Annotated in this window: 20 protein-coding genes; 11 read left to right on the top strand and 9 right to left on the bottom strand. The window is 66.9% G+C overall.

The window, feature by feature from the left end; all coding sequences use genetic code 11:
* Positions 1–4: 4 nt before the first annotated feature.
* The gene (locus ES689_RS05105; RefSeq protein ID WP_223269440.1) at positions 5–388 is read right to left on the bottom strand and encodes a GNAT family N-acetyltransferase; all 384 of its coding nucleotides are present in this window, start codon (positions 386–388) and stop codon (positions 5–7) included.
* Positions 389–908: 520 nt separating this feature from the next.
* Here ES689_RS05105 and ES689_RS05100 point away from each other — a divergent pair.
* Both ES689_RS05100 and ES689_RS05095 read left to right on the top strand, forming a co-directional pair.
* Entirely contained in the window at positions 909–2,432 is a 1,524-nt protein-coding gene (locus ES689_RS05100; protein ID WP_370512328.1) for an MFS transporter, read from the top strand.
* Positions 2,425–3,405, top strand: coding sequence for an alpha/beta hydrolase (locus ES689_RS05095; RefSeq protein ID WP_146901007.1), 981 nt, complete (start codon positions 2,425–2,427; stop codon positions 3,403–3,405). The genes ES689_RS05100 and ES689_RS05095 overlap by 8 nt, the downstream gene beginning before the upstream one ends.
* 173 nt (positions 3,406–3,578) lie before the next feature.
* Here ES689_RS05095 and ES689_RS05090 read toward each other — a convergent pair whose 3' ends face one another.
* From ES689_RS05090 to ES689_RS05085, 3 genes are all read right to left on the bottom strand, one after another.
* A complete protein-coding gene (locus ES689_RS05090) occupies positions 3,579–4,091 on the bottom strand; it encodes a hypothetical protein (protein WP_146901004.1) in 513 nt (170 codons plus the stop codon).
* A gap of 20 nt (positions 4,092–4,111) precedes the next feature.
* A complete protein-coding gene (locus ES689_RS15990; RefSeq protein ID WP_255515942.1) occupies positions 4,112–4,237 on the bottom strand; it encodes a hypothetical protein in 126 nt (41 codons plus the stop codon).
* Positions 4,238–4,336: 99 nt separating this feature from the next.
* Positions 4,337–4,642 (bottom strand): cupin domain-containing protein, encoded by a 306-nt coding sequence (locus ES689_RS05085; protein WP_191330183.1) that lies wholly within the window; start codon positions 4,640–4,642, stop codon positions 4,337–4,339.
* 119 nt (positions 4,643–4,761) lie between these two features.
* Between ES689_RS05085 and ES689_RS05080 the strand changes: the two genes are divergently transcribed.
* Entirely contained in the window at positions 4,762–5,217 is a 456-nt protein-coding gene (locus tag ES689_RS05080) for a VOC family protein (RefSeq protein ID WP_146900998.1), read from the top strand.
* A 184-nt stretch (positions 5,218–5,401) separates the two neighbouring features.
* On the opposite strand, the gene ES689_RS05075 is transcribed toward ES689_RS05080, so the two are convergent.
* Positions 5,402–5,653 (bottom strand): hypothetical protein, encoded by a 252-nt coding sequence (locus ES689_RS05075; protein WP_146900995.1) that lies wholly within the window; start codon positions 5,651–5,653, stop codon positions 5,402–5,404.
* Between the two features lie 118 nt (positions 5,654–5,771).
* Between ES689_RS05075 and ES689_RS05070 the strand changes: the two genes are divergently transcribed.
* The 4 genes from ES689_RS05070 to ES689_RS05060 all read left to right on the top strand — a co-directional run bounded on the left by ES689_RS05070 (position 5,772) and on the right by ES689_RS05060 (position 7,676).
* Positions 5,772–6,017: a hypothetical protein gene (locus ES689_RS05070; RefSeq protein WP_146900992.1), complete on the top strand. Its 246-nt coding sequence runs from the start codon at positions 5,772–5,774 to the stop codon at positions 6,015–6,017.
* Positions 6,002–6,175, top strand: coding sequence for a hypothetical protein (locus ES689_RS15535; RefSeq protein WP_191330181.1), 174 nt, complete (start codon positions 6,002–6,004; stop codon positions 6,173–6,175). The genes ES689_RS05070 and ES689_RS15535 overlap by 16 nt, the downstream gene beginning before the upstream one ends.
* A 76-nt stretch (positions 6,176–6,251) precedes the next feature.
* Positions 6,252–6,752, top strand: coding sequence for a hypothetical protein (locus tag ES689_RS05065; protein ID WP_146900989.1), 501 nt, complete (start codon positions 6,252–6,254; stop codon positions 6,750–6,752).
* Positions 6,753–6,869: 117 nt separating this feature from the next.
* Complete coding sequence (locus tag ES689_RS05060) at positions 6,870–7,676, top strand: GH25 family lysozyme (RefSeq protein ID WP_223269386.1); 807 nt, start codon at positions 6,870–6,872, stop codon at positions 7,674–7,676.
* Positions 7,677–8,044: 368 nt separating this feature from the next.
* Here ES689_RS05060 and ES689_RS05055 read toward each other — a convergent pair whose 3' ends face one another.
* Positions 8,045–9,274 (bottom strand): MFS transporter, encoded by a 1,230-nt coding sequence (locus tag ES689_RS05055; protein WP_146900986.1) that lies wholly within the window; start codon positions 9,272–9,274, stop codon positions 8,045–8,047.
* Positions 9,275–9,364: 90 nt separating this feature from the next.
* On the opposite strand from ES689_RS05055, the gene ES689_RS05050 reads away from it, so the two are divergent.
* From ES689_RS05050 to ES689_RS05035, 4 genes are all read left to right on the top strand, one after another.
* Positions 9,365–10,060: a GntR family transcriptional regulator gene (locus ES689_RS05050; RefSeq protein ID WP_056260688.1), complete on the top strand. Its 696-nt coding sequence runs from the start codon at positions 9,365–9,367 to the stop codon at positions 10,058–10,060.
* Between the two features lie 209 nt (positions 10,061–10,269).
* On the top strand, positions 10,270–10,824 hold the full coding sequence (locus tag ES689_RS05045) for a GNAT family N-acetyltransferase (protein ID WP_146900983.1): 555 nt from the start codon (positions 10,270–10,272) through the stop codon (positions 10,822–10,824).
* A 693-nt stretch (positions 10,825–11,517) separates the two neighbouring features.
* Positions 11,518–11,916 carry a hypothetical protein gene (locus tag ES689_RS05040; RefSeq protein WP_146900980.1) on the top strand — a complete coding sequence of 133 codons (399 nt, stop codon included), beginning with the start codon at positions 11,518–11,520 and terminating at the stop codon, positions 11,914–11,916.
* Between the two features lie 1,000 nt (positions 11,917–12,916).
* Positions 12,917–13,237: a hypothetical protein gene (locus ES689_RS05035; protein WP_146900977.1), complete on the top strand. Its 321-nt coding sequence runs from the start codon at positions 12,917–12,919 to the stop codon at positions 13,235–13,237.
* A 148-nt stretch (positions 13,238–13,385) separates the two neighbouring features.
* Here ES689_RS05035 and ES689_RS05030 read toward each other — a convergent pair whose 3' ends face one another.
* From ES689_RS05030 to ES689_RS05020, 3 genes are all read right to left on the bottom strand, one after another.
* Positions 13,386–14,789: a HEPN domain-containing protein gene (locus ES689_RS05030; RefSeq protein ID WP_146900973.1), complete on the bottom strand. Its 1,404-nt coding sequence runs from the start codon at positions 14,787–14,789 to the stop codon at positions 13,386–13,388.
* Positions 14,790–14,879: 90 nt separating this feature from the next.
* Complete coding sequence (locus ES689_RS05025; RefSeq protein ID WP_146900970.1) at positions 14,880–15,443, bottom strand: recombinase family protein; 564 nt, start codon at positions 15,441–15,443, stop codon at positions 14,880–14,882.
* Positions 15,444–15,670: 227 nt separating this feature from the next.
* Positions 15,671–16,894: an MFS transporter gene (locus ES689_RS05020; RefSeq protein ID WP_223269385.1), complete on the bottom strand. Its 1,224-nt coding sequence runs from the start codon at positions 16,892–16,894 to the stop codon at positions 15,671–15,673.
* Positions 16,895–16,917 lie beyond the last annotated feature (23 nt).

Below are 16,917 nucleotides of genomic sequence, written 5' to 3'. Positions count from 1 at the left end.
CCGCTCACGACGGCGGCGCTGCTGACGCTGAGACTTCGTAGATGGTCTCCAGCCCGTCTTCCTCATCCCATTGCTCGCCAGTCTCCACGAACCCGTAGCTCGTGACGAGTGCTCGTGAAGCCACGTTGTCGGGACTGACCGTGGCGCGGACCGTGCTCACGTCCGGGTGGCGCTGCGCGACAGCGAGCAACGTCTCCAAGGATCTCCTCGCATAGCCCCGACGGCGCAGCTCAGGATCGACGCGATACCCGATCTCCACCATGCCCGCCTCGTCCGGGGCACCGTGAAAGCCGGCCAGACCCACCGGCGTCGTGACCTGCGGGTCGATCATCAGGCGCGTGATCCACGGCAGATCTGTGGGGGTCCTGCGGATCTGCTCACTCCTCATGCGCCACAGACCGACGCACTCGGGCCCTGCGACATAGGGCGACACGTGGCGAAGAGGGAGCGAGGCTGACTCGCCTGCCGCCAACGCGTGGAGGATGCTCTCCGGCACGACGTCGAGATGGAGTCGCGACCGGCGGGGCTCGGGGTGACCCCAGGGGGAGCTTGTGATCGTCATCTGCGGGAAGCCTGGCACAGTCGCTCGCGCACCGTACTTGGACCGACAGTCCTACGGGGTGAACTCGATCTCAGGAACGGCCCCGTCGTCGAGCAAGAAGTAGCCGAGGAACACCAGAGTCGTTCGAGAAACAGGTGAGTCGGTCATCGCCGCAGCCTGTCACGTCCTGTCGAACCATCCCCGTTCGAGACGGAGACTGAGATGCCCCGGGCTCTGCCCTTCATTTCTTCTCGGGCAGCAGCAGGTGTATCGTGCACACCACTGAGGTAAAAGGCGCCGCGCTCTGCGACGCACCCGCACGCGGCATCGAACGAGTCGCCACTTCTTCCCAGAAGGAGTGCATCTCGTGTCCCCCAGTACCTTTCTCTCCCGCGGTCGGCTGCGCGCCGGCGACGCGCCTCCCCGGCTGTCCGACGCGTGGATCGCCCTGGCCGGGTTGTCCGCGGTGTTCCTGTTCGAGATGCTCGACACCTCGGTCCTCAACGTCGCCCTGCCGACGATCGGCCGCGAGCTGGGCTCCTCGACGACGGGCCTGCAGTGGGTGTCGGGCGCCTACGCGGTCGCCTTCGGCGGGCTCATGCTGCTCTTCGGCGCCGTCGCCGACCGGGTGGGGCGCCGCCGCGTCATGCTCGCGGGCCTCGCGCTGCTGGCCGTGGCGAGCCTCGCCACCGTGGCGGTCACGACGACCGAGCAGCTCGTCACCGTCCGTGTGCTGACGGGCGTCGCCGCAGCGATGACCACCCCCGGGTCGATGGCGTTGGCCTTCCGGCTGTTCGACGACGAGGTCCTCCGCGTCCGGGCCCTCACGGTGATCTCGACCGCGGGGCTCGTGGGCCTCGCCGTCGGCCCGACCGTCGGGGGGTTCGTGCTCGCCGTCGCCCCGTGGCAGGTGCTGCTGCTCGCCGACGTGCCGATCGCCGTGCTGGCGTTCGTCGGCATCCGGTGCGGCGTCGCTCAGGACGACGCCGTGGGGCTGCGGTCAGACCCCGTAGACGTGGGCGGCGCGCTGCTCGGCACCGCGACCGTGGCGGGACTGCTCGTGACGCCGACCGTCCTCGTCGGACCGGCCACCGCCTCCTCGTGGGGGTGGGCAGCCGTCGTGCTGACGGTCGCGTGCGGCGCCGGGTCCGTCGTGCGCCTGCGGACGGCGCGGCACCCGGTGGTCGACCTGCACCTGCTCGCCCGCCCCCTGGTGTCGAGCGGCCTGGCGTTCAAGGCCGCGTCGGGCCTCGCCGTCGCCGGGCTGTCGTACCTGGTGACGCTGCAGCTGCAGTTCGCCTGGGGCTGGCCGCCGGCCCTCGCCGCCGTGGGCACGCTGCCGCAGGTCGTCGTGCTCCTGGCCGGGGGCCGCCTCGTGGGGCCGTTCGTGCAGCGGGTCGGCCTCGGCCGGGCGGCGTGGATCAGCGCGGCCGCGGTCGTGTCCGGCCTCGCCGTCTTCGGCGCCCTGAGCCGCCACGGGTACGTCTGGGTGCTCGTCGCTCTCGTGCTCGTCGCAGCAAGCATGCGCGTCGTCGGCGTCGTGGCCGGAGCCTCCGTGCTCACGGGCCTCCCCACCGACCGAACGTCGGTCGGCGCGGCCCTCGTCGACACCTCGAGCGAGCTCGCGGGAGGAGCCGCGGTCACCGCCGCGGGCACGATCGTCGCGGCGTTCGTCACCGGCAGCATCACGACCACCCCGTGGACGGCCTCGCGGCTCGCGGACTTCGAGGACGCCCTCACCGTCGCCGGACTCGGCCTCGCCGCCGTCGCCGCCGTGCTCGTCGTGGTCGGGATGCTCCGGGCACGAACCGCCGACCTGGCCCCCAGCACCTCTGAACCTGCCCCCTCGACCACTCTCGCCCCCACCACCCAGGAGACCTCTCGTGCCTGACACCACCGCCCTGCCCCGCCCGCCGTTCGACCCCGAGTTCGTGTCCTTCCTGGAGGCGATGGACGCCCGCGGCCGCTTCCGCCTCGAGGCCGAGATGCTGCCGCGCATGCGGCAGCTGGACATGACGGAGGCGCAGCTGGACGAAGGACTGCGCGCCCGCGGTCTCGAGAGGCACAGCATCACCGTTCCCGGGCACCTCGGCGACCCGATCGCCCTTGCGGTGGTCCAGCGCATCGGCCGCACCGGGACGGCAGCCTGCGCCTACGCGATCCACGGCGGCGGCATGATGTTCGGCCACCACCTCGGCAACCTCGACTCGTACGACGATTGGCTGTTCGTGCACGACGTCGTCCTGGTCAGCCCCGACTACCGGCTCGCCCCGGAGCACCCCGACCCGTACCCGGTCGAGGACTGCTACGCCGGCCTGGTCTGGGTCGCCGAGCACGCCGACGAGCTCGGCGTCGACACCGAGCGGATCGTCCTGGTCGGCCAGAGCGCCGGGGCCGGACTCGCCGCGGGCACGGCGCTCCTCGCCCGCGACCGACAGGGGCCAGCCGTCGTCGGGCAGGTGCTCGTGAGCCCCATGCTCGACGACCGTGACGCGACCGTCTCTGCCCGGCAGTTCGACGGGGTGGGCGTCGCCGACCGGGAGATGACCCGGTTCGGCTGGGACGCCTACCTCGGTGACCGTCGCGGCGGCGACGACGTGTCGATCTACGCCGCTCCCGGCCGCGCGACCGACCTCGCGGGCCTTCCGCCGGCGTACGTCGACTGCGGCAGCGCCGAGGTGTTCCGCGACGAGACCGTCACCTGGGCCAGCGCGCTCTGGGCGGCCGGCGTGCAGGCGGAGCTGCACGTCTGGCCGGGGGCGTTCCACGGGTCGGCGAGCATGGTGCCGGGAGCGACCCTATCGCGCCGGGCCGTCGCCGCCCTGCGCGACTGGACCGGGCGCCTCCTCGACCCCACACCCTGACGGCATCCCGGGGCGGGCGGGTGGATCGCCCGCTCCGGGCCCGCCCCTGGAGGACTCGACCCACGGTCCCGACCACGAGACCCGAGGACGATCCGTCAGCGGTCACCCATCGACGAGCTTCCAGGCCGGACCGACCGTCGACGAGCCGGGACCAGTGCGGAGATACCCCGCGATCACGTTCTCCAGGACACGGAGCGGGCGTGCCCGTCCGATGACGGACCGGCCGCGCCGGTGTGGCGCTGAGCTCGCAGGACCAGGGTGGTCGTCACGACGAGGAAGATCGACACCGCCAGCGTGAGGTGTGCCGCGGGATTGATCCCGACCTTGAGGAGCCATCCACCCCACCACGAGGTGAGCTCGTCATCCGGGCCCCGGACGAGGGAATACGTCCGGATCTGGACGATCGAACTGACGGCGATCTGGACCAGGGTCAGAGCCGCGAAGCTGAGTCGAAGCGCGAGCTGGTCTGCCAGGGGTCGTCGTCGGGCAGCGAAGATGAGCACCAGGAGGGCGACGCAGCTGACGACGGTCGTGCCGAGCGACTCGAGCACCCCAGGACGCGGAGTCGTGATCGCCACGAGTGAGTTGTCGAAGCCGAGCACGGCACCACCCCGGACGCCGATCATGCGGAGCGTCAGGAACCCCACCACGGCCACGTAGGCGAAGGACAGGAATGCCCCTCCCACCGCCCACGAGACTCGACTTCTCATCGTCGCCCCGATCGCCTCACGATGACGGCGATGAGCCACGCAGCGAGAACGACCAGGGCGACGGCGAGGACGATCACGCCGACCAAGACGGCGACGTGCGAACCAGTCAGATGTCCAAGCATCCCTCAACGGTAACGACCCGACCGATCCCCGCTAGACCCGGCGGCCAGGAGAGTTCGGGTCGGCGAGACCCTGAGCGACTCGATCGCTGCCGGACAGGTCTACGAGGTGAACCGGATCTCGGGAACGGCGCCGTCGTCGAGCAGGAAGTAGCCAAGGAACACCACAGGTTCATCGGTGGTGTCGAACTTCGAGACCACGACCCCGGCCGGCTCGTAGAAGACGTCACCAGCCCTCAGGACGAGCTCGGTGCCGGTGCCGATCTGAAAAGTGACCGAGCCGCTCTCGATCGTGCCGAAGACCGGCCCGTTGTGCACGTGGGCACCGCCGGTCGTCGCGGGCGCGATCGAGATCCGCCGCACCTCCACGTGCGAGACGCTGGTCACGGCGCCGAGATCCTGATCCAAGAGAGTCATTCGAACAACAGGTGAGTCAGTCATCGCCGCAGCCTGTCACGTCCTGGTGAACCATCGGTGTCGGGCCCTTCTTCCCTCAGACAGGCGTGTCGGAGCTCGATACTGAGGTCATGGCATCACCGCTCATCTCTGACATCGCTCACTCCGGTCTCACTGTGGCCGACCTCGACGACGCGCTGGTGCTGTGGTGCTCCGGTCTCGGGTTCGTGCTCGAGCGCACCTTCACGCTCGACGAGGAAGTCACGGCGGCGACCACCGGCGTCCGTGGAGCCGTGATCCGCGCAGCGACGGTGACACTCGGCCCCCATCGGATAGAGCTGCTGCAGTACGACCCGTCCCGACTGCGCGAGTCTGCCAGCTCGCCCGCACAGGTCGGCGTGGTGCACATCGCGCTCACGGTCTCAGACCTCGATCGTGTGCTCGAGCTCTGCGCCGGACACGGCTGGAGACCAGTCGGGACACCTCACCGGATGACTGGTGGTGCCCGAGCCGGCACACGCATCATCTACCTCGAAGGTGCCCTCGGTGGATTCCTCGAACTGATCGCGCCCCCACAGCTCCCTTAGTCCGCGTCGGCTGTCGGATGTCGTCTGGTTCTCGATGTCTCGACTCCCGATCGGTCAGCGACCACCGACCACCGGCGGACGCTGGCCGCTCCCCCGCAGCTACGGGGCCCCTGCTGTGTCGACAGGTCAGACCGGAATCGATCTCGATGAACGATCGTCTCCAGGACAGCGCTCCCGACGAAAGCTACTGCGGAGGAGGCGGCGGGAACACGTCGGTGAAGGCGTAGAGCACGATGACCGTCGAGATGATGAGCATGCCGATCCCACCGACGATCATCAGGCCTGGCGACTGGGTCTGGGGGCCGATCCGGCGCCCCTGATCCTCGTAGGCCCTGCGAGCGGCGTCGGAGATGCGCTGGTGGAACACGATGAAGCAGACCCCGAAGATCGCGAACAGGGGCGCGAAGACCACGGCGGCGCCCTGCAGCTCTGTCATCGCCTCATCCTGGCCGTGAACGAGCCCGCGGGTCCACTCCGCTGCGGCCGCAGGACGATCCCCATCTGGGACAGTTCCTGAATCGATCGACGATCCATCTCATGACAGGATCTGCACCGTGCCCCTCGCGCTCGTGTGCCTCACTGCAGGCCTCATCGGTCTTTGTGCCGGCGTGTTCCTCATTCGGAATCGAGAGGTCGTCAGTGCGAAGTTCAGCGTCGCGGCCGGCGTCGTGGTCATCGTCGGATCGCTGGTACCGCTGTTGATCGGTGCCGTGGTGCTGCTGGTGACGGTGGCGCGGGCATCTCCATCTCGTAGCCAGCCATCGACGCTCTCGAAAGGACCCCTTTGGCGTTCTCCCTGACCTTGATCATCGTCGGCGCCCTCGGCGTCGTCGGGGGCATCTGGCTGGCGATGGACAAGCGCGCAGCTAGTGTCGTCGGTGGCGTCATCATCGCGCTGCTGTCCCTGGTGCCGGTCCTCGTCGGGGTGGTCTTCCTGACCTGGGACACCGCCGGCTGACCACTCATCCGCAGGGCGCACCCCTTTCGGGCGCCAGACGGACGCGTCCGTGGACGCAGTCGCCGAGGATGAGCAGATGGACGAGTACGCCACGCCCCGCCTCGGCCAGCAGTTGCTTCTGCTCGTCGGCTTGTTCTTGGTCATCGTGCTCATCGTCGCGGGTGTCGTGGCGGCGCCGATCATCGCGGTGAACACGAAGCTGAACGAGCCGGGCGAGTACGGCGTCTGCAACCCCTTCTCCACGCGCTGCCACGACGTACCGCTTGAGACCATCAGCGCCGTGACAGGGGTGGACTTCCCCGAGGGGGCCGAGGTCATCACCTCGGAGGCCGTGGAGCATTCGATGCTGGGCATGGGCATCGAGTACGTCGAGGGCGCCGTCGAGGTGCCCGACGGCTGGGTCATCGAGCAGCTGCCGGAGAGCCCCGGGAACTCCACGATGGTCGAGCAGGAGCTCCTGGACCTCGGGGCCGACTCGATCGTCGTTTCCTCGGAGAGGACGGGCTACCTGCAGTACGGCCAGGGACAGGTCGGCGGCCGGAACGTCGTTGCGGTCTGGAGGCGCACCGACCCCTGAGATAAACCGACTCGCTCGGCGCCCCGCGAGCTGCAGCACGCACTGGGATCGTCTATCGGAACCGGTAGCGGGTTCAAGAATGTGCCCGCTCGCCCTGCCCTCGTAGCCTCGTCTCCTGTGGAGCCCAACGTGAACGAACATGAGAACAGAGACGACGCCTCAGCTCGAGCAGGCGCGCTTCCTCGACGACGCCGACAGCGCCGAGTCGCCATCTCGGCCGCCGCAGTCGCCCTCACGTTGCTCGTCATCGCCGCACTTCTCTTCACGGGCACGCTCTGGCCCACTCGCACAACGGCCCTCCGGTACCCGGTGCAGGGCGTCGACGTGTCCGCGTACCAAGGCACGATCAACTGGGACGTCCTGGCGTCGCAGGACATCGACTTCGCGTGGATCAAAGCGACAGAAGGCTCGAGCTACCAAGACCCCCGATTTGCCGACAACTGGGCCGAAGCCCACGACACCGACCTGCTCGTCGGCGCTTACCACTTCCTCAGCGTCGACAGCCCGGGAACGGACCAAGCAGCCAACGTCATAGACACCGTCTCCCGGAACCGGGGCGACCTGCCCGTCGTGGTCGACGTCGAGTGCTACGGCGAGTACTGCGACACCCCTCCCCCGGCAGCCACAGTCAAGGAAGCGCTGGACCCGCTCCTGCTTGCCATCGAACAGCACTACGGCCGACCGGCCGTGCTGTATGCGACCCGCGACTGGTACGAGCGATACCTCGCCGGGAGCTACCCCGACAACCCCATCTGGTTCCGCTCGGTCGCCACCTCCCCGCATCTCACCGACGACCGCGACTGGGCCTTTTGGCAGTGGTCGGCACGCGAGCAGCTCGACGGGTACGACGGCGACGAAGAGTTCATCGATATGAACGCCTTCAGAGGCAACCGCGAAGAACTGGAGTCGTTGCTGCTGCCCTGACACCCCGCCGTCGCGGCCGCCCTGATGCCCGCAACCGGATCCCCTATCGGGCCCCGCCCTTCCGCCTCGACCACGCTGTCGAAGTTCGCTAACTTCAGACATCACTACTTCTCGGAGGCGCCGTGCTCTCGATCGTCATCGCCCCAGTGGCCCTCATCATCGTGCTGGCCCTGCTCGGGATGGCCATCCTCGGGACTGCCAGAACCAGTCCTACCCAGAAGCGCCAGGATGCTGAGGCGAGAGAGCGTCGGCAGGCCCGTGCAGATCGAGGGAGGACAGGTGACGCGACCGCGAACACCGCTACGACCTTGGGCTCTCCAGGCGACGAGGCGGTCCGCTAGCCGATCGGCTACCGGACCGGGCTGGGGCTACTTGGCGAGTTGGTGTGTGAAGTGGCGTCGGATGGCTATTGCGGTGATGAGTCCCAGCGCGGTCACGAGGGCGGTGGCGAGGAAGACGGCGTTGGTGCCGGTGGTGCCGCCGAGCCATCCGGCGAGGATGGGGCCGGCGACCTGGCCGATGTACTGCGCTGACACGTTGTAGCCGAGGACCAGGCCGACGCTCGTGTCAGGGAGGAGCCTGCGGATGGTGGCGACGACGGTGGGGGTGATGCCGCCGAGAGCGATACCGGTGAGGAAGCGGAGGATCGCGAAGGTGATCAGGTCGTCGGCGAAGTACTGGGCGGCGAGGAGGAGGGTTGCGGCGATCAGGCTCATGGTGAGGACCTGCAGGTGTCCGATCCGGTCGGCGAGTCTGCCGAGGTTCGGGCCGGAGAGGATCGTGCCGAACGCGGTGAGGGAGAACACGACCGCGGCGTAGATGGCGGTGTTGTCGGTCGTGCCGGTGAGGGTGCGGACGTGCTCGGCGATGATCGGCTCGACGGAGATGGTCGCGAACATCAGCAGGGTCGACAGGCTGAGCAGGGCGAGGACCGCAGGCTTCTGCGGGACGGCGGCCCAGGAGCCCGACCGCTTCGACTTCGCAGACTTCGAGCCTTGCCGCGGGATCTCTTTGAGGAACAGGGTGGTGCCGAGGAAGGCGAGGAAGATCAGTCCACCGGTTGCGAGGAACGCGCCCTGCACGCCGATGGTCTGCGCGAGGGTACCGCCGATCAAAGGGCCCGCGATGGTGCCGGCCATGATCGCGGAGGAGAGAACGCCCAGAGCCCAGGCGGAGCGGTCCTTCGGGGTCTGCGCTGCGACGAGGATGGTGGATCCGGAGGCGTAGCCGCCGAGGAGCCCGACGAGCAGGCGCAGCAGCACGAGCTGCGTGACGTCTTGAGCCAGGCCGATGAGCGACATCGCGACCGCCATTCCAAGGCTCGCCCGGATCAGCATCGGCTTCCGGCCGAACCGGTCGCCGAGGTATCCCCACAACGGGGCAGTCAGGGCCGCGGTCAGGAACGTGGCCGCGTAGGCGATCCCCGACCAGAGGGTCACCGCCGCCGGGTCCTCGACGCCGAGGTCGCGGACATAGAGGGGGAGGATCGGCAGGATAAGCGTCATGCCGATGATGGTCGTGAACGAGCCCAGCGCGCACACGAGGAGATTACGACGCCAGATCTCTGACGTGTCCGAGGCCGATCTGAGTGAGGTCATGGGTGCTCCGAGAGTGAGGGACTTCGCAGGCTTCGCCTAAGTGGTAACCCGAAATGGTATCCTCGGATGGTATACCGAAGGAGGGTCAGGATGAGTACGAGCGAGAGCGGCGTGTACCCGGGGTTGCGGGCGGCGATCCTGTCGTTGGATCTGGTGCCGGGAGAGAAGTTGAGCGAGCGGGGGCTCGAGTCCTTGCTCGGGGCGTCACGCACTCCGATCCGAGCTGCTTTGATGCGGTTGGAGAACGAGGGGCTCACTCAACGATCGGGTCGAGGGTGGCAGGTCACTCCGATCGATCTGGCCGAGGTTCGGGCCGTGATGGAGTACCGGGAAGCGGTTGAGACCGCAGCTGTTGCTCTTGCTGTCGAGCGTGCAGGTGATGACGAACTGGCCGCTCTGCGGGCGCTCATCGACATGCCCGACGGGGACGATGAAGAGAGCGGGCTTCGGGACGGCGGGGACTTCCACGTGGCTCTCGCCCGGTTGTCTCGCAACAAGTTCCTTGCCGACGCGATGAGTGGTGCGTTGACCCGGCTCAGCCGGACGCGGTGGCTTGAGGTGCGCACTCCCGAGTCCCGTGCACACGCTCGCGCGGAACATCTCGAGATCATCGCCGCCGTCCGATCGAGGGACTCCGAGAAGGCAGTAGCGCTTGTTGTTTCCCACAGCCGAGGAACCCGCGACCGCCTGCTGGGCTACTTATCCGACGAGCGGCGCCGGCTCCGCGGTCGCGGATTCGCGATCATCGAGTCGTCCACCACTCCACCACCCCTGGTTGCTGTCTGACCATTCGCACCCGGAGCGTGCAGGTGCTTCCACCGTTTGGGGAGGCGTTCGATAGACGATCGGTCACCGACCACCGGCGGATGCTAGCCACTCCCCCGCGCCTACGGAGCACCGGCTGTCTCGATAGGTCAGTCCGAAACTGATCTCGGTGAACGATGGTTCATCGGGACGGTCTCCGGCTGAGCCATCAGGCACGGCAGACTGCTCCCATGGAGCTTCACGACGCGCACGCGCAACCGGTCGAGTTGCGTTCCCACCGCTTGAGACTGCGCCCGTGGGAGGTTGCCGACGCCGCATTCCACCACGAGCTCTGGGAACAGCGTGACGAGCGGGTGCCCGCACAGCGTCGCCTCTCTGCCGACGGTCGCCCCACCGTTGCTGAGATGCAGGGGTGGCTGAGCAGATACGAGCCGACACCGGCACCGGGCTTGTTCGTCGTGGCACAGCTGGGCATTCCGGGACCGGTGGGATACTGCGGCCTGGTCGAGAACAGTGTCGGTCATCCGGAGGAGCCGGAGCTTGCGTTCGAGTTCTTGCGGAAGTTCTGGGGTCGAGGCTTCGCGACGGAGGCATCCCGAGTCATCGTCGACCGCGCATCAGCAGTCGGCTACGGCAGCTTGGCGTCTACGGTCCGTGAGTGGAACACGGCGTCACTCAACGTGCTCGACAAACTCGGTTTCGTCATCACAGGGGAGAAGGAGCACGACGCGGTGCACGGCGACTCCCTTCTGCTCCGGTTGCCGTTACGGCAATATCGCTCATAGCCCACCCGACGATCGTCTATCGGGACAGCTCCTGAGATCAACTCCCGAACTACGGCCCACGACACCTCGTACGGTTGGGTCATGGACCCGTTGTCTAGCGCTGCCCTCTTCGTTGCAATCACGAGCGCAATTCTCTACGCGCTCTACTAGGTGATTCGACGTGCCGTGGCAGCAGGCATCAAAGACGCAGAGGATCGTCCGTAGCCCGATCCCCTACCGGGCACCTGATTCAGGGACGAGCGCCTCTAAGGAGCCGAATGATGCCCACTCCGATTGCACCGGCGCCGCTGATCCACAGCAGTCCGACAAGAGCCCAGCCCGGAAGTCCTACCCGGCCCCTCGGCTCACCAAGGTCGTGACTCGTGAACTTCATGACGAGGCCGATGCCGATGAAGAAAACGCCCAAGCAGATGGCGATGATCGCTTCCTCATATGGCGTCGCCTGCGGAGCCTTTGACACGCATCCTCCTCGTTCGTGAGCCAGAGCCTAACCGGGCTCGTTTCCGAACACGCGACTCCGAGGGGTGACGTGGAAACCGTAGATCGTCATCGAGCAGGCATTCGACCAACTCTCAGTCCAAGCCTGTAAGCGATAGCCTACCTGACACGCTCCGGACTCGAGTCGTCGAGGGCGCGAGGCGAGTTAAAGGGTGCCAACGCGGTTGGTGGCCACGCCGGCGCTAGGGTCAGGGCATGAACGAGGCCGACCGCGAACTGCTCCGCCGGGCCGAGGCAGAAGTGGCGTCACTGCCCCACCGCGACCCGCTCGTCGACCCGTCACCCCGTTCGGGCGACGGCCCCGCCCCCGAGACCGAGCCGACCGGTCGGGCTCGGCTGCTCGCCCCGCTGACCCTCATCGTCTGCTTCGTCACGGCCTGCGCCGAGGGTTCATGGCTCTGGTTCTCCGCCGCAGAGTGGACCTCAATGGTCTGGTTCGCCGTGCCATTCCTGCTGGTCGCCTCGATTGTGCTCGCACTCATCGCCGGAGCGCTAGGCGGCCGCGCTGGCCGATGGGCCGGCGTCTGTGGTGGCATCGCGATCGTGCCGCCCGTATGTTTCGTGGTGTCGCTTCCCCTGGCGCTTTTCACGTAGACCGCTGCGGCTTGCGCCGAGTCAGCTTGGTGGCAGGCCGTTAGCCGATCCCCTATCGGGCACTTGCGGCGCACCGCCTGTGCCCGCAACGGCTCAAAATCCACAATCAAACTGACTTCTCCTCATGATTGAGGTACGTTCTTGAGAGTTCGTAAGGCGTGTGCCCGAACACATGCTCAGGGACTCTCGAGGTAGACCAAACCCTTCTCGAGCGAGCACCCTCCCCTGGTCACCCGTTCCGGAGAAGGGTGCTCGACCCTGTCCCAGGTCACAAGATGCAGAAGTAGCCACAGGCTTTTCCTGCGCGCCGAATGCCGATCGGCTATTGCGACGTTGCCGCGGAGCCACCGTGCAATGACCACCTCGCGAGAACATGCAGGATGACTACTTCCGAGTGGCTCCAACTCGCGTACTTCCCCTGTCTATTCGTCGCTCTGAGCATGCTCGCTTACGTCGGCGTGAAGTACAGCCAGGGAAAGCAACTGACACGACGCAAGCAGCGTCGTGTGCTGTTGGTCGGGGCCATTGCTCTGGCCGTCGGAGTCGTTCTATACGCCACGAGCTGGTTCGTTTAGATCAGGGCGCGGCCGGTGGCCGATCCCCTACCGGGCGCCGTCCACGAGTCGGTTAAGTCGATCGACCAGTTGTGCCATTCGGGACGGTCCGAGTCGAAGGACGAGCGACTCAGAGAACCAGCGCATCCAAACCGCCTCGACATCATGGATCGTGACGGCGCCGGCCTTAAGAAGAATGCGAACTAGGTCGATTGCCTCCATCTCGTACTCATCCGGCGGAGCGCCCTCCGGCGAACCAGGCTCGAGACCATACGGGTCGACATCGCTGAGAACAGCCAAGACGCCAGCAAGGGTCTGCCTGTAGGTGACTGTCCCCGCTCTCATGCCCCAATGATGCCTGGGCCGCCTCGACCGGTGACCGATCCTCAATCGGGCAGGCCAAGTCTTGCGACCTAGCTGTCACCGAGTCAGAGAGATGATGGGTCATGCCCTACGACGACGGCACCCAGTCTCGCCCTCAGCAGCGGCGGGCACCTCGCATCGCTGCTGTGCTTCTCGCAGCAGCTGTCGTACTCCTCGTCTTGCTCCCTCTGCTGCCTAGTCCCTACGTCTCGGGCGGCGCGCGACTCGCGTTGTTCCTCCTGCCCCTCCCTCCCCTCCTGGCTTTCGGGGGCACACTCGCAGCACTTCTCGACCGAAAGATCGGCGTGAACAGCAAGGGCGTGTGGGCTGTGGGCTCAGCCCTCTTCGGGCTCGTCTGCGTGCCGGCACTCTTCGTGCTCGTCACCCTCATAGCGGGCCCCTGAAGAATGAGCTCTCTACCCAGCGTGATCCCCGGTGGACCTATTGGCCGCTGAGCGCTCCCCTACCGCGCACGCTACAGGGGGCTCTCGCGAACTCCGTGCACTTAAGGCGGCTACTGAAGCACGGACCAAGCCGAGCGTCATGTCAAGATCACCGGGGGCGAGCTAGCGAGTCTTGCGCCGCCTTCAACTGAACACCGTCGCCTAGACCAAGCTCAGCCATGAGGGCGAGAGCTACAACGGCTCGGCTGTCCCATTCGAGCTCGAACGCGTCTTCTGTGATGCCCTTACCTGCTTCGTGAGCAAGTCCGTTTCTCGCTCGGGTTAGTCGCTTTGCCCAGGTCGAAATGTCGGGGATGAGGAGAGCCAGGGCCTCGCTAGCCGGCCTTGACGCTAGATACCTTGCCCGCTCGGCGTAGGTCGGGCCAGGCTTCAACCCTCGGAGCGCAAGGTCGCGTAAGTCCGCATCCTCGTCCGCGAGTGCGGCCTTCACCTTGTTGCGGAGCTCCTGCACTGTCGTGCTGTCATGGGGGGCTCCTGCGTCACCAAAAAGGGACGCATGGAGTGACTCGACAACCGTCGCAACGCTGAAGAGCCTTGTCTCGGTGAATCCTGGAGGTGAGTAATCAAGTCCGAAGTAGACATTGCAGGCGTCTGAAGCCTGACGTCTAATGCGAAGCCAGGCCGGATAGGCCTCGACGAAGGAAAGGTCGCGTGCCGTGAAGCGGTAGTAATGCAGGTCAGGAGCTTTTTCGTCTGGACGGGCCGAGAAGACCCGGCGGCCGTAGTTTTCGACGTAGGTAGAGCGTTCGTTTTCGACCGGCGGGTCGACACGAGGATCTGTCCAAGTTTCTCGTTCGGCGAGCACGTACTCGGCCTTGTACAGGCCACTCGCTTCCCCGCTGGCAAGAGTGAGAAAATCCATGAATTCCAAGGTCACAGAATTGAAAGCTTGGAGGCCGGCCGGTTCAGGCGCTGTGACATGGATGACGGCCTCCACTCCACCTTCAAGCGCTTCCCCTCCGCGGGTTTGGCTATGCCGGAAGTCCCGACGGACCATCTCCACTACGTATGTCCAGCCGTCGACGGTGATGGACTGAGGCTCAGTCTTCGCCAGTTGCGCTGCGTAGATATCCGTGGAGGGGTACTCGAATGGCCGAATGAGGTTGGGCTGCTGCATCCACGCGGTCATGTTCTCGACCCACAGATAAGCAGATTCGAAAACCGTCTCTTCTCGGCTTTCCAGGTGCACGCCTACCAAGGCTTGGTTAGGTTGCACGCGTTGGAATCGCGGGGACATGAAACCACCACGAGACATCACCGGGATGGAACCGAGAAGAGTTATTTTCTTGCCCTCGGCTATGCCGTGGATGAGAGGAAACAGCCTCGAACCGACGATCTCAGTTCCTGTCTCACTTTGAAAAGTGTCCATTGGATCAAAGCCGCCCACAAGCTCGAGGCTCGTTGAGCCATCACGCTGGAGCCGAAGTATCCCGGTGTGCTCGCCGGTCTCACCGGGTATCCACCACACACCGGCCCAAAGTTGCTCGTCCATGGCCCCATGGTGATGCATTGGGCTTACCACCGTTGCCCATGCCCGGGGAAATGCTGACGTGCCCCCCGATTGTTTACGCTGAAGAGACCATTACGCGGCCCGATGAATGGCGCGGTAGACGGTCGATCGCGCGACACCGAAAAGCTCAGCGATCTCGCTGGTGGTGTGGGCCCCGGTGCGGTGCAGCTGTACGAGGTGCTTTTCCTGCGAGGCGGTGAGCTTGGGCTTGCGGCCGCGGAGCTTGCCGGCGGCCTTCGCGATCGCCATGCCCTCCCGGGTGCGGGCCCGAATCAGGTCGGCCTCGAACTCGGCCACCATGCCGAGGACGTTGAACAGGAGCCGGCCCACAGGGTCGGTGGGGTCGTAGACCGCTCCCCCGAGGTTCAGGGCCACGCCCTTCTTCGTCAGCTCGTCCGCAATATCCGTCGCGTCCCGGAGTGAACGGGCGAGGCGGTCGAGCTTCGTGACGACCAGAACGTCACCGGCACGGCACGCCGCAAGAGCTTCTTGGAGCCCGGGACGGGCTCGAGTCGTGCCCGAGAGCCCGTGGTCAACATGCACGTGTTGATCGTCAACACCGAGTGCTGCGAGACCGTCGCGCTGGGCAGCGAGATCCTGTCCTGAGGTCGAGACGCGGGCGTATCCGGTGAGCATCCGATGACTGTAGCGTTCAAACCCCCTTCACCGGGCATTTTTGCGGGACAGGCATACGCGAATCCGCAGGCCAGGCGCCACTTGACCTCAGCCGGTCAAGACGGGCCCCAGTAGGTGTCCCGATGAACCACCCGCGGGCGAGAACGCCTGTCGAACCGTATCCGGGAGGTGTCGGACACGACGGTGGGACCTGATGGGACAGGCAGTGGGTCGACCGCGAGCCCCCGCTACGGCTGCGGAACGGGGATGCCGCGCGGCAGCCGGATCGCGACGATCGCGCTGAGCGCGAGCAGTGCCGCCGCCGTTCCGAAGGCGACCTCGAACGACGCCACGTCCACGAGCAGCCCCGCGACCAGGGGGCCCGCGATCGCGCCGACGTCCGAGCACATCGAGAAGATCGCCACCGGACGACCGCCCCGGGCACCCGCCGCGTCGCCGACGAGAGCGGCCGGGGCCGTGCCCATGAAGGCCGTCGCGACGCCGTAGACGGCCAGCAGCGCGCCTAGGGTCACGAGCCCTGGGGCGAACGGGACGGCGGCGAGCGAGACCGCGGCCACTGCGAACGAGCCGATCACAGCGGGTCGCCGACCCACGGTGTCGACGAAGCGGGACGCGGGCGCGAGCGCAATCGTCTGCGCCACGGCGGCGACCGCGAAGAGGACGCCTGTCCATGAGGTGGGCTGCAGCAGCACCTCGACGACCAGCACCGGCACCAGCGCACTGCGGACGCCGAGGGACGACCAGCCCTGCGCGAAGCTCGCCACGCACGCGGCCCTGAACCGCACGTCGCGGAGCACGTCGGCGAGAGGGCGCGCGGGCTCGGCGGCCGCGGCGGCGGCCGCCGCGTCGCCTCGTCGCGGGGGGCTGAGCAGCAGGATGCCGACGACGCCCGCGACCGCGAGCGTGCCCGCGTAGAAGAAGAACGGCGCGGTCAGCGAGATCGTGGCGAGCAGTCCGCCGAGCGCCGGCCCGGCCATGCCGCCGACGAGGAACCCGCCCTGGTAGAAGCCGATCGACCGCGCCCGGCGGTCGGGCGTCGTCGACGCCAGCAGCAGCGTCATCGCCGAGATGGTGAACATCGCCGAGCCGATGCCGCCGACCCCGCGCAGCAGCAGCAGCTGCACGTAGTCGTGCGCCAGGCCCGCCAGTCCGCTCGAGACGGCAACGATGCCGATGCCGACCGAGAGGACGACCCGCTCGCCCGCGACGTCGATCATCCTGCCGACGAACGGGCTCGCGACGAGGCGCATCAGCGCGAAGGCCGAGAGGACCGCGCCGACGGCGACGTAGCCGACACCGAAGCTGGCGGCGTAGACGGGCAGCACGGGCACGACGACCCCGAAGCCGACCATGACGAAGAAGGCGATGACGCCGAGGACGACGACGTCCCGTCCGAGACGCGCACGAGGAGGACGGGGCGAGTCTCGGCGGGGCGGTGCAGGGCGGGTCACCGACCAAGACTAGGCGTCGCGTG

This window comes from Frigoribacterium sp. ACAM 257 (assembly GCF_007954365.1).
Classification (GTDB): Bacteria; Actinomycetota; Actinomycetes; order Actinomycetales; family Microbacteriaceae; genus Frigoribacterium.
The sequence above is the reverse complement of the archived record's forward strand: the minus strand, read 5'-3'. Positions and strand labels throughout refer to the sequence as shown.

Coding starts and splice junctions, on each gene's coding strand:
- ES689_RS05105 (WP_223269440.1), bottom strand. CDS start 388: ATGAGGAGTGAGCAGATCCGCAGGACCCCCACAGATCTGCCGTGGATC.
- ES689_RS15990 (WP_255515942.1), bottom strand. CDS start 4,237: ATGCTTGGACATCTGACTGGTTCGCACGTCGCCGTCTTGGTCGGCGTG.
- ES689_RS05080 (WP_146900998.1), top strand. CDS start 4,762: ATGGCATCACCGCTCATCTCTGACATCGCTCACTCCGGTCTCACTGTG.
- ES689_RS05075 (WP_146900995.1), bottom strand. CDS start 5,653: ATGACAGAGCTGCAGGGCGCCGCCGTGGTCTTCGCGCCCCTGTTCGCG.
- ES689_RS05065 (WP_146900989.1), top strand. CDS start 6,252: ATGGACGAGTACGCCACGCCCCGCCTCGGCCAGCAGTTGCTTCTGCTC.
- ES689_RS05055 (WP_146900986.1), bottom strand. CDS start 9,274: ATGACCTCACTCAGATCGGCCTCGGACACGTCAGAGATCTGGCGTCGT.
- ES689_RS05050 (WP_056260688.1), top strand. CDS start 9,365: ATGAGTACGAGCGAGAGCGGCGTGTACCCGGGGTTGCGGGCGGCGATC.
- ES689_RS05045 (WP_146900983.1), top strand. CDS start 10,270: ATGGAGCTTCACGACGCGCACGCGCAACCGGTCGAGTTGCGTTCCCAC.
- ES689_RS05040 (WP_146900980.1), top strand. CDS start 11,518: ATGAACGAGGCCGACCGCGAACTGCTCCGCCGGGCCGAGGCAGAAGTG.
- ES689_RS05035 (WP_146900977.1), top strand. CDS start 12,917: ATGCCCTACGACGACGGCACCCAGTCTCGCCCTCAGCAGCGGCGGGCA.
- ES689_RS05030 (WP_146900973.1), bottom strand. CDS start 14,789: ATGGACGAGCAACTTTGGGCCGGTGTGTGGTGGATACCCGGTGAGACC.
- ES689_RS05025 (WP_146900970.1), bottom strand. CDS start 15,443: ATGCTCACCGGATACGCCCGCGTCTCGACCTCAGGACAGGATCTCGCT.